This window comes from Candidatus Thioglobus sp. (genome assembly GCF_029243085.1).
Taxonomy (GTDB): Bacteria; Pseudomonadota; Gammaproteobacteria; order PS1; family Pseudothioglobaceae; genus Thioglobus_A.
On the sequence record NZ_JAQWSS010000072.1, the window covers coordinates 1 to 9,914 of the forward strand.

A 9,914-nucleotide genomic window follows, 5' to 3' on the forward strand; every position below is an offset into this window, starting at 1 on the left:
TTGTTTTTACGTGCTATATTAGAAATTTCTACTATATATACAATAAAAACTGCGATTAATTCTACCCTATTTTTTCAACAAGGAGAATAATCTCGTCTGAATTTTCTTTAATATCTAACACTTTGTGACCGTGTACCTTGCACCAGGCAGGGATGTCATGCAGAACGCCTGGATCAGTCGCTAGCATTTCTATTGTATCGCCAACTTCTACTTTTTCAATCATCTCTCCAAGTCTAATAACTGGCATAGGACAAAGTAATCTTTTTACATCAATGTTAGTTTTCATTATTTTTAGTATTCCTTTCAGGTGCGCTTAACCAATCTTGTGGTTTTAAATATTTCTCATATAATAATGCTTCAGGTGTATTTGGTTCAGGTGTGTACTGATACTCCCAACGCACCAATGGTGGCAATGACATTAAAATTGACTCTGTGCGCCCGCCTGTTTGTAAACCAAATAAGGTGCCACGATCATAAACCAAATTAAACTCTACATAGCGACCACGACGGTACAACTGAAACTGTCTTTCATGATCGCCAAATGGGGTATCTTTGCGTTTTTCAATAATCGGTCGATAAGCTTTGATATAACTATTTCCAACGCTTTGCATGAAGGCAAAACACTCTTTAAAACTGCCTTTATTGAGATCATCAAAAAATAAACCACCAATACCGCGCTGCTCATCACGGTGCTTCATATAAAAATAATCATCACACCATTTTTTATACTTTGGATACACCTCTGCACCAAAAGGATCGCAGGCTTCTTTAGCGGTTTGGTGCCATAAAATAGCATCTTCATCAAAGCCGTAGTATGGTGTTAAATCAAATCCACCGCCAAACCACCAAATAGGGTCTTCACCCGCTTTCTCAGCTATAAAAAAGCGTACGTTAGCATGTGAGGTTGGTGCATAAGGATTATTAGGATGAATCACTAACGACACTCCTAACGCACTAAAACTCCGCCCTGCTAATTCTGGCCTTAGGGCTGTAGCTGAAGCCGGCATATTATCACCATGAACAATAGAAAAATTAACACCTGCTTGTTCAAATACATCTCCGCCAGTTAATACGCGGGTTAGACCGTTGCCACTGCCATTTGGCTTACTCCATTCATCTTTGATAAACTTAGCTTTACCATCAACCTCTTCTAGTTGCATACATATATCAGCTTGTAAGCTTAACAAATAGCTCTTAACTTGATCGATCATCTGATTCTTTCTCCGGTCTGTAGATTGATAATTATTGATGGCGTATTATCACCTTTTGTTGGTGGCACAATCATATCTAACTGATTATGAAAGTAAACCCGTAATTTTAGTGAGCTATCAATCACTTGTAAACCTGAAATATTAGCACTTGTTGAAACTAATGCGCTTTGCGTTTGAGCACACAAACTACTAATTAATGGATTATTTGTTACTCTAACAGCAACCGTATCAAAGCCACCTAATAATAATTTAGAAGTTTTTACATTAGCTTGTAACAAATACGTTGTGGGCTGTTCAGAATTGCAGGTTATTTTATTTAGTAAAGTCGGATCAGCGACATATTGCATTAAGTAGTTCACATCGCTGGCTAACAAAATCATACCTTTTAAACTAGATCGTTTTTTGATGTCAATCAATCGTTGCATAGACGATTCAAATCTTGGCAAACAAGTGAGACCTTGAATCGTATCAGTAGGTATGCTAATGACACCGCCGCTATTAAGCACTTTAGCGGCAAATCTAGTTTTAAAATTCATGGTTTTTTAGCTCGTGGATGGCACTTATCATAAACTTTTGACAACTCCAAGAAATCAAGATGCGTATAAACTTGGGTAGATTTTATACTGGCATGACCTAAAAACTCTTGGGTAGAACGTAAATCATGGCTAGATTGTAGAAAATGCGTTGCTGCTGCATGACGCAACATATGTGGATGAACATTAATTTTAATACCCGCCTCCAGTGCGCGTTTTTTAATCATGTTTTGTACTGCTCTTACCCCTATCCTCTGTGAATTTTTATTGACAAATAAAGGCGTAGACGTGTGAGTTAAAAGATGCGTATTAATTGCTTGTTGAGCAGAAGATCCGAGTGGTGTATGACGAGTTTTTCCACCTTTACCAATAATGGTTACAAATCCTTGAGACAAATCTACATCCTTAACATCTAACCCTACCAATTCAGATACACGCAAACCACAAGAATAAATCACTTCAATGATCGTTATATCTCGCTGTTCAAATCGAGTGGTTTTTTGTGGCTTTAACAATTGCAACAATTGATCATAATTTAGCGTGCCTGGCAAAGTTTGAGTAATTTTTGGCGTTGGCAACTTGATAGCACAATTGTGATCAAGCTCACCCTGATTAACTAAATAAGTTAGCAACCCTCGAATAGAAGACATATGACGACGAATACTGCGCGACGACATATTCTTGTGACGCAATTGCATGATAAACAAACGCAGCGTGTCAGACTGAAGCTCAGACCAATGGGAAACTTGTTGAGTTTGTAAAAAATCAATTAACCGCATTAAATCACGCTCATACGCCCGCTGCGTATTTAGCGCATAATTTCGCTCCACTTTTAAATACAAAATAAAATCAATTATTTGTCTTTTCACTTGATTTTTTTCAGCATGGCCATATGAATACATTTTACGCATAATAAAGGCAACTGGTAAATGACTACTAAACAGACACATTCGTTCCAAACAGAAGTTTCTCAACTACTACATTTAATGATTCACTCTTTGTATTCAAACAAAGAAATCTTCTTGCGCGAGTTGGTATCAAACGCCTCTGACGCAGTTGACAAACTTAAGTTTGAATCTCTAGCAAATGACGCAATGGTTGAAGGCAAAGAAGAGCTTCAAGTGCATATTGATGTTGATAAGGACGCTGGTACTATTACTATTACTGATAACGGTATCGGCATGACTGAAGAGGAAGTAATGGCCAATATTGGTACCATTGCTAACTCAGGAACTAAAAAATTCTTACAAAGCCTGGATGAAAAACAAGCCGAAGATTCAAATCTTATTGGTCAGTTTGGTGTGGGCTTCTATGCTGCTTTTATCGTTGCAGACGAGGTAGTGCTTACTACTAGAAAAGCTGGCGACGATCAGTCTAATGGTACTATCTGGACATCTAAAGGTGAAGGTGAATACTCATTAGAAACAACAACAGTTTCAGACTTTGGTACTAAGATAACACTACACATTAAAGATGACGAAAAAGAATTCTTAGATGACTATCGCTTACGTAATATCATTTCTAAGTACTCTGACCATATCACTGTACCGATTATGATGATCAAGCCTGCAGAAGAAGAGTCTGATGCCATTGAATACGAAATGGTTAACAAAGCTAATGCATTCTGGACACAAGATAAGCGTGAACTTAAACAAGAGGATTACGACGAATTCTATAAGTCACTAACCTTTGATTTTGAAGCGCCACTCACGCAACTACACAACCGTGTTGAAGGTAACTTAGATTACACTTCTCTACTATATATCCCATCTAAAGCACCATTTGACATGTGGGAACCTAAGCGTAAAGGTGGCATTAAGCTATATGCTAAGCGCGTGTTTATCATGGAAGATAATGAAGAGCTAATGCCAATGTACTTGCGCTTTATTAAAGGTGTGATTGATACGGCTGATTTATCATTAAACGTATCTCGTGAGATCTTACAAGGTAACAAAGTTGTTGATACCATTCGTAAAGCTTCAGTTAGCAGAATTCTAAAAGAACTTGAAAAAATGGCTAAAAACAAGCCAGAAAAATACGCCACATTCTGGAAAGAATTTGGCATGGTAATGAAAGAAGGTGTGGTTGAAGATCCGAGCAACAAAGACAAAATTGCTTCTTTATTGCGTTTTGCTACGACTAAATCTGACAGTGAAGCACAAACCGTTTCTTTAGCTGAATACATTGAACGTATGGGTGACGAACAAAAGGACATCTATTACATTACTGCAGAAACTTTTGCCGCAGCTAAAGGCTCGCCACACTTAGAAATTTTCAAGCAAAAAGACATTGAAGTATTACTACTATCTGATCGTGTTGACGAGTGGATGGTTAATAACTTTACTGAATTTGAAGGCAAGAATCTTAAATCAATCGCCAAAGGCGACTTGCAAGATTTAGACTCTGAAGAAGAAAAAGAAGAAAAGGAAAAAACTGCTGAAGGTTACAAAGATACACTAGAAAAAATGCAAACCATCCTAGCAGCACAAGTTAAAGAAGTGAAAATTTCTAATCGTCTTAGCGAATCCCCTTCTTGTTTGGTTGCTGATGAAAATGAGATGGGCGGCAACATGGAAAGAATTATGGCATCCCTTGGTCAAGACGTACCTGAAACCAAGCCAATTCTTGAAATCAACCCAACTCACCCATTGGTTGAAAAACTTAAAGCTAACGTTGATGAAGATCTAGTGAATGTACTATTCGATCAGGCGGTGCTTAGTGAAGGCGGTCAGTTGAAAGATCCAGCTGAGTTTGTTAAGCGCATGAATAAACTAATTAACTAACACTTAATAGAGTAATCATTAAAAACCCGCTATATGCGGGTTTTTTATTGTCATTTTGAATATTTGCTAAATTTAAGAAATTTACTTAAAAAATGAACGGTTTAGAGCTAAAAAATGGCATTAAACTCATCTTTTTAGCGATTTTTAGGCTTAAAAATCGTCTATTTGAAAAATTTCCTATTTTTTAAACGGTTGGATATTTCTCAGAATTCCTCTAAAAATGGCCACCTCTTCTTTTTCAGGCTCCGCCCTACCAAAGAAGCGACGCATGCGACGCATTAGTAGCTCTTTAGGTCGTTTTTCTTCAAAGTAGTCAATGTGCTCTAGCACTTGTGCTAGATGGGCGTAAAAGCCTTCTACTTCGTCGTAGCTGGCTATTTCATTGGTGCTTTTTTCAAATTCTGTCGTGGTATTTGAAATGTAGTTTTGATAGGCAAACACCTGAATGGCAGAAGCCACATTCAATGAGAAATAATTCGGATTGCCGGGGATGGTCATCAAAATTTGACACAAGTCTAACTCCTCATTACTTAAGCCAGAATTTTCGGTGCCAAATACCACAGCAGCCTCTTGCCCTGCAACCGTCGTGCTTTTTTGTATTTCAGCGCAAGCGTCAACCACATCCATTTGCTTCCATTTAACATTACGCTGGCGTGCGCTCGCACCAATCACTAACTGAGTGCCTGCTAATGCCTCTTCTAGTGTGTCACAAACTATGGCAGCAGATAAGATGTCATCTGCTCCACTTGCTCTTGCGGTTGCGACAGCTGATGGATGAGTTTTTGGATTGACTAGATACAACTTGGAAAGATTCATATTTTTCATGGCTCTGGCAGCCGCACCAATATTACCAGGCTCGGTGGTATTAACCATAACCACGCGTACATTATCAAAGGTATAATTTGTCTCTTTTTGCATTTGTCTATTTAATTATGAATCCTACGCTTAATATTGCCGTTAAAGCCGCTAGAAAAGCGGGTGACATCATTCTAAGATATCATAATCAGATTGATCTATTAACGATTGAAAACAAAGCAGCTAACGACTTCGTCTCTGAAGTTGATAAAGCTGCTGAAGATGCTATTATAGACGAGTTGAAATATGCCTTTCCTGATCATTCAATTTTAGGCGAAGAAAATGGCGAAATTGTCGGTAAAGATAAACGCTTTGTTTGGATTCTTGATCCGTTAGATGGTACAACCAATTATCTTCATGGCTTTCCACAATATGCGGTTTCAATTGCCTTGTATGAAAATGATGAGCCAACTCATGCGGTAGTATACGATCCTTTTAAAGAAGAGTTGTTTACAGCTGCTAAAGGTGAAGGCGCTTACTTAAACGAACAAAGAATTCGAGTAACCAATTCTAACGGCTTTGAAGACACCTTAATTGGCACTGGCTTTCCGTTTAAAGCACCGCAACACCTAGATGCTTACCTTGATATGTTTAAGGCGATTCATCCGCAGGTTGCTGGCATTCGTCGTGCTGGCTCTGCAGCACTTGATTTAGCGTATTTAGCCGCAGGCCGCATGGACGGTTTCTGGGAAATTGAGCTAAACATTTGGGATATTGCTGCAGGCGTGCTACTGGTTAAAGAAGCAGGTGGCTATGTCGGTGATTTTTCAGGACGTGGCAAATACCTAGAAACTGGTAACGTGGTTGCTGGCAACGAGAAAGTCTTTAAAGAAATTTTAAAAACTATCCACCCGCATCTTACCGAAGACTTACAGCGCTAACCTAGCTAGACGCTAATCCAATTCAAGCGTTAACTGCTCGCCATTTAAGACTTTAGCCTCTTCACTCATTAAATAAACAACCGCTGGCGACATACTCTCTGGCGTCGGGTTGTTTTCAATATTTTCAGCTGGATAAGCAATTTGACGCATCTTAGTGCGCATGCGTCTTGGATCAAGAGAGTTAACCCTGATATTGGTTTTTTCCAACTCTTCTGCCAAGGTTTTACTCAAACCTTCAATGGCAAATTTACTCACGCCATAAGCACCCCAATAAGCCCTTGCACTACGCCCTACTGATGAAGACAAGAACAACATACGCGCGTCAGCAGATTTACTCAGTGCTGGAATTAAAAACTGCGTGAGCATAAACGGGGCGTTGACATTAATTTGCATGGTGGAATACCAAAGCTTCAGATCATACTGCTCAATGGGCATCATCGTGCCAATAATACCGGCATTATGAATAAGACCGTCAAGCTGGCCAAAATTATCCAAAATATCTTTCTGTAGCTGTTGATAATGCTCAGGCGTTGCCCCTTCAAGATCCAACGGGTAGAGAATTGGCTCTGCAAATCCAGCGTCAACTACTTCATCATAAGTGGTTTCCAGTGAGCCTAGATCACGACCCAGCATAATGACTGTGGCACCTGCTTTGGCCAAATCAAGTGTCATTGCCCTGCCAAATCCACGATTTGCACCTGTTACTAAGATAACCTTATCTTTTAATTCATCTTGAGTAATGACATAGTTTGTTGAGATTTCCATCAGCTTATTTCCTTTTTGCTTTGTACGCCCAGTGCTTTGAGCTTTTCTGCACGTGTGATTAAATTACCCTTACCATCTACCAGTTTGCCACGCGCCTCTTTGTAGCTTTTTTGCGCTTTATCTAGGTGATTTTCAATGTCATCCATGGATTTTATAAAGCCAAATAGCTTGTCATACATGGCACCTGCTTGGCGAGCAATTTCTTCCGAGTTTTGATTTTGACGCTCTGTTTGCCAAATATGGTGCACGGTTTTAAGACTCATCATTAAGGTGGATGGTGATACTAAAACAATATTCTTCTTAAGAGCTGTGGTAAATAAGTCTGGCTTTTGATCAAGCGCAACCAATAAGGCTGATTCAATAGGAATAAAGACAAAAATAAAATCTAACGTTAATACACCTTCTAAGTTTTCATACTCTTTAATACTAATGCCATTAATGTGTGCTTCAACTGAGCTTACGTGCGCCTTTAGAGCTACTGCATTGGTTTGGTCAGCAATATAATCTTTATAGGCCTTTAGTGAGACTTTAGAATCAATAATAATGTCTTTTTCTTCCGGTAAATGCAATACCACATCTGGCTTAAAAGACACACCTTGTTCGTTTTTAAGTTGTTTTTGTGTATCAAATTCATGCCCTTCACGCAACCCAGAACTAGACAAAATAGAGCTTAAAATCATCTCGCCCCAATCACCCTGCTGCTTGTTGTCGTAAGTTAAGGCGTTAGTTAAATTTTGTGTGGTTTCTTGCGCCTCAATACTGGTTTTTTTCAGGTTATCAATTTGCGCAGCAAGTGTTGCTCGCTCTTTAACTTGCTCTGTGGTAATTACCTCAATCTTGTCTCTAAATTCTTTAAGTTGTGCTTGTAATGGGGTTAAAAGTTCTGAATTCTTAACGCTCAAATCATTTCGATCTTTTTCTAAGATATCACTAGCAACCGACTTAAAGTCTTTACTCATTTGCTCTCTAGCGATATTGATCATATCAATTTGCCCTTCATAAGATCTAATCTTTTCATCAAGGCTAACCTCTAGATGAATTTTCTCTTTAGTTAATACTTGTAGACGCTTATCTTGATAAAAATACACAGCTATTGCGCCAAACAATAATCCCAATAACAAACTCGCTATATCCATTACAACAACTCCATTAATTCTTCCACTTGATCAATTAGATAATCATAGTTCCAATCTTGACTAACTTTGCTATAACCATAAGTTACGGCAATGGTTTTAATGCCTGCACTGGCCCCTGCCAGCATATCGTTTTTATCATCACCCACAAATAAACAGCTTTTTGGCTCTACGGCTAATTGCGCACAAGCATATAGCAAGGGCGCCGGGTGGGGTTTGTTGAATTCTAAAGTATCACCACAGACCACCACATCAGGATTAATACCCAATTTTTCTAACAATAAATGGGTTAGATTCTCAGGCTTATTGGTCACCACACCCCAGTGCATTTTTCTTGCTTCCAGGGCTTTTATCACCGAATTAACACCTGTAAATGTTGCAGAACTTCGATCAATATTATCTGTATAAATTTCTAAAATTCTTCTATGCCAAGCTAAAAAATTTGGATGATTTTCATCACAATCAAACCCATACTTTATTAACGCCTTACCGCCAAAAGCGACCAAAGGCTTAATATTTTTATAGAGCTTTTCTGGCAATTCATTTTCAATTAGAAGCGTGTTTAATGCATAGGCTAAGTCTGGCGCTGTATCAATCAGAGTGCCATCTAAATCAAATAAAATGGTGTTAACCGTCATAGAAGTTCGTTAAAATCTTAAGTCTATAAATTATAACGTTTACACTTGGTATTTCTCATGCTGTTTTTAAGATCACTACTGTATTTTTTAGGCTCAACTTTAGTACTTAGCTTTTTAGTCGCGCTAGCTTTATCATTATTCTTTTTACCGGTTAAATATCGTTATGGGATTTTATCTAGGTGGTCGATATTTTGCATGTGGTGGCTTAAAATTACTCTGAATATTAAATTTAATGTGATTGGCAAGGAAAACATCCCTAATGAAGCGAGTGTGATTGTCTCCAATCATCAATCAACCTGGGAAACTTTAGGGTTTCAAACTATCTTCCCACATCAAACTTGGGTACTTAAGCAAGAATTGCAATGGATTCCAATCTTCGGCTGGGGCTTGTCACTACTTAAGCCAATTACCATTGATCGCGGGGAAAAATTAAAAGCCATTAAAAAAGTTATTAAACAAGGCTCTGCTCGGATTAAGGAAGGAATTTATGTCGTTGTATTTCCAGAAGGAACGCGCCAACCATACACTCAACTAGGCGAATATCAAAGCGGTGGTATGGCAATTGCAAAAAAGACAGGATGTAGCATTATTCCGGTTTATCATAATGCTGGAAAGCTTTGGCCCAAAGGCAGCTTTATTAAGCAACCCGGTACTATTACCGTTGTTATCGGAGTCGCAATTAAACCCACTGGAAAAAACGCCTCAACCCTAACAAAAGAGGTTCGCGAGTGGACGCTTTCCATGCAACAAAAATATCAATAAGCCTTTCGATATACCTTTAATTTGGTAATAAACGATCCAGCAAGCTGTCATATTTAAGCTTATTTTTATACAATTCAATTAATACAGAAAAATGATCAAATTGCAGTTTTAAATAGCCATCTTGTTCATCAATAATAAACCTAACTTTACTTCGCCCTTCTAGAAACAAATTTAACTCACGATTGGGCTTGAGTGTTTTTAATTGTTGTTTAACGAGTGCTAATTGCGCCAACCCTTGTTTAATATCTGTACCAATTCTGTTTGCTTTGGCGACAACAGTTTTAAGTTTGTTATTGTATTTAATCCCAAGCTGTCTTGACTTTAATCGATATTTGTCCAAATACACTTGATTG

At 38.3% G+C, this 9,914-nt stretch carries 12 protein-coding genes; 3 read left to right on the forward strand and 9 right to left on the reverse strand.

The features are described 5' to 3' along the window. Positions 1-61: 61 nt before the first annotated feature. The 4 genes from P8M52_RS03905 to P8M52_RS03920 are packed head-to-tail and all read right to left on the reverse strand — an operon-like array spanning position 62 to position 2,613. On the reverse strand, positions 62-286 hold the full coding sequence (locus P8M52_RS03905) for a sulfurtransferase TusA family protein (RefSeq protein ID WP_300307612.1): 225 nt from the start codon (positions 284-286) through the stop codon (positions 62-64). Further along, complete coding sequence (gene hemF / locus P8M52_RS03910) at positions 276-1,211, reverse strand: oxygen-dependent coproporphyrinogen oxidase (RefSeq protein WP_300307616.1); 936 nt, start codon at positions 1,209-1,211, stop codon at positions 276-278. The genes P8M52_RS03905 and hemF overlap by 11 nt, the downstream gene beginning before the upstream one ends. Further along, a complete protein-coding gene (locus P8M52_RS03915; protein ID WP_300307619.1) occupies positions 1,208-1,747 on the reverse strand; it encodes a Sua5/YciO/YrdC/YwlC family protein in 540 nt (179 codons plus the stop codon). Before P8M52_RS03915 ends, hemF begins: the two co-directional genes overlap by 4 nt. Further along, positions 1,744-2,613 (reverse strand): tyrosine recombinase XerC, encoded by an 870-nt coding sequence (locus P8M52_RS03920; RefSeq protein ID WP_300307622.1) that lies wholly within the window; start codon positions 2,611-2,613, stop codon positions 1,744-1,746. The genes P8M52_RS03915 and P8M52_RS03920 overlap by 4 nt, the downstream gene beginning before the upstream one ends. A gap of 60 nt (positions 2,614-2,673) precedes the next feature. Between P8M52_RS03920 and htpG the strand changes: the two genes are divergently transcribed. Next, positions 2,674-4,527, forward strand: coding sequence for a molecular chaperone HtpG (gene htpG / locus P8M52_RS03925; RefSeq protein WP_300307625.1), 1,854 nt, complete (start codon positions 2,674-2,676; stop codon positions 4,525-4,527). A 177-nt stretch (positions 4,528-4,704) separates the two neighbouring features. Here the strand turns inward: htpG and P8M52_RS03930 are convergent, their stop codons facing one another. After that, positions 4,705-5,445 (reverse strand): RNA methyltransferase, encoded by a 741-nt coding sequence (locus tag P8M52_RS03930; protein WP_300307628.1) that lies wholly within the window; start codon positions 5,443-5,445, stop codon positions 4,705-4,707. A 14-nt stretch (positions 5,446-5,459) separates the two neighbouring features. Between P8M52_RS03930 and P8M52_RS03935 the strand changes: the two genes are divergently transcribed. Next, positions 5,460-6,263, forward strand: coding sequence for an inositol monophosphatase family protein (locus P8M52_RS03935; RefSeq protein WP_300307631.1), 804 nt, complete (start codon positions 5,460-5,462; stop codon positions 6,261-6,263). 12 nt (positions 6,264-6,275) lie between these two features. Here P8M52_RS03935 and P8M52_RS03940 read toward each other — a convergent pair whose 3' ends face one another. The 3 genes from P8M52_RS03940 to P8M52_RS03950 are packed head-to-tail and all read right to left on the reverse strand — an operon-like array spanning position 6,276 to position 8,799. After that, the gene (locus tag P8M52_RS03940) at positions 6,276-7,028 is read right to left on the reverse strand and encodes a YciK family oxidoreductase (RefSeq protein WP_300307634.1); all 753 of its coding nucleotides are present in this window, start codon (positions 7,026-7,028) and stop codon (positions 6,276-6,278) included. Then, on the reverse strand, positions 7,028-8,164 hold the full coding sequence (locus tag P8M52_RS03945) for a DNA recombination protein RmuC (RefSeq protein WP_300307637.1): 1,137 nt from the start codon (positions 8,162-8,164) through the stop codon (positions 7,028-7,030). Before P8M52_RS03945 ends, P8M52_RS03940 begins: the two co-directional genes overlap by 1 nt. Then, the gene (locus P8M52_RS03950) at positions 8,164-8,799 is read right to left on the reverse strand and encodes an HAD-IA family hydrolase (protein ID WP_300307640.1); all 636 of its coding nucleotides are present in this window, start codon (positions 8,797-8,799) and stop codon (positions 8,164-8,166) included. The genes P8M52_RS03945 and P8M52_RS03950 overlap by 1 nt, the downstream gene beginning before the upstream one ends. 195 nt (positions 8,800-8,994) lie before the next feature. On the opposite strand from P8M52_RS03950, the gene P8M52_RS03955 reads away from it, so the two are divergent. Beyond that, positions 8,995-9,561, forward strand: coding sequence for a lysophospholipid acyltransferase family protein (locus P8M52_RS03955; protein WP_300307643.1), 567 nt, complete (start codon positions 8,995-8,997; stop codon positions 9,559-9,561). A gap of 16 nt (positions 9,562-9,577) precedes the next feature. Here the strand turns inward: P8M52_RS03955 and P8M52_RS03960 are convergent. Then, positions 9,578-9,914 (reverse strand): hypothetical protein (locus P8M52_RS03960; protein ID WP_300307646.1); only part of this gene is annotated, 337 nt, incomplete at its 5' end.

What these genes read in the sequence shown, in the direction of transcription:
- P8M52_RS03905 (WP_300307612.1), bottom strand. Translation starts at nt 286, where the DNA reads ATGAAAACTAACATTGATGTAAAAAGATTACTTTGTCCTATGCCAGTT.
- hemF (WP_300307616.1), bottom strand. Translation starts at nt 1,211, where the DNA reads ATGATCGATCAAGTTAAGAGCTATTTGTTAAGCTTACAAGCTGATATA.
- P8M52_RS03915 (WP_300307619.1), bottom strand. Translation starts at nt 1,747, where the DNA reads ATGAATTTTAAAACTAGATTTGCCGCTAAAGTGCTTAATAGCGGCGGT.
- htpG (WP_300307625.1), top strand. Translation starts at nt 2,674, where the DNA reads ATGACTACTAAACAGACACATTCGTTCCAAACAGAAGTTTCTCAACTA.
- P8M52_RS03930 (WP_300307628.1), bottom strand. Translation starts at nt 5,445, where the DNA reads ATGCAAAAAGAGACAAATTATACCTTTGATAATGTACGCGTGGTTATG.
- P8M52_RS03935 (WP_300307631.1), top strand. Translation starts at nt 5,460, where the DNA reads ATGAATCCTACGCTTAATATTGCCGTTAAAGCCGCTAGAAAAGCGGGT.
- P8M52_RS03940 (WP_300307634.1), bottom strand. Translation starts at nt 7,028, where the DNA reads ATGGAAATCTCAACAAACTATGTCATTACTCAAGATGAATTAAAAGAT.
- P8M52_RS03945 (WP_300307637.1), bottom strand. Translation starts at nt 8,164, where the DNA reads ATGGATATAGCGAGTTTGTTATTGGGATTATTGTTTGGCGCAATAGCT.
- P8M52_RS03950 (WP_300307640.1), bottom strand. Translation starts at nt 8,799, where the DNA reads ATGACGGTTAACACCATTTTATTTGATTTAGATGGCACTCTGATTGAT.
- P8M52_RS03955 (WP_300307643.1), top strand. Translation starts at nt 8,995, where the DNA reads ATGTGGTGGCTTAAAATTACTCTGAATATTAAATTTAATGTGATTGGC.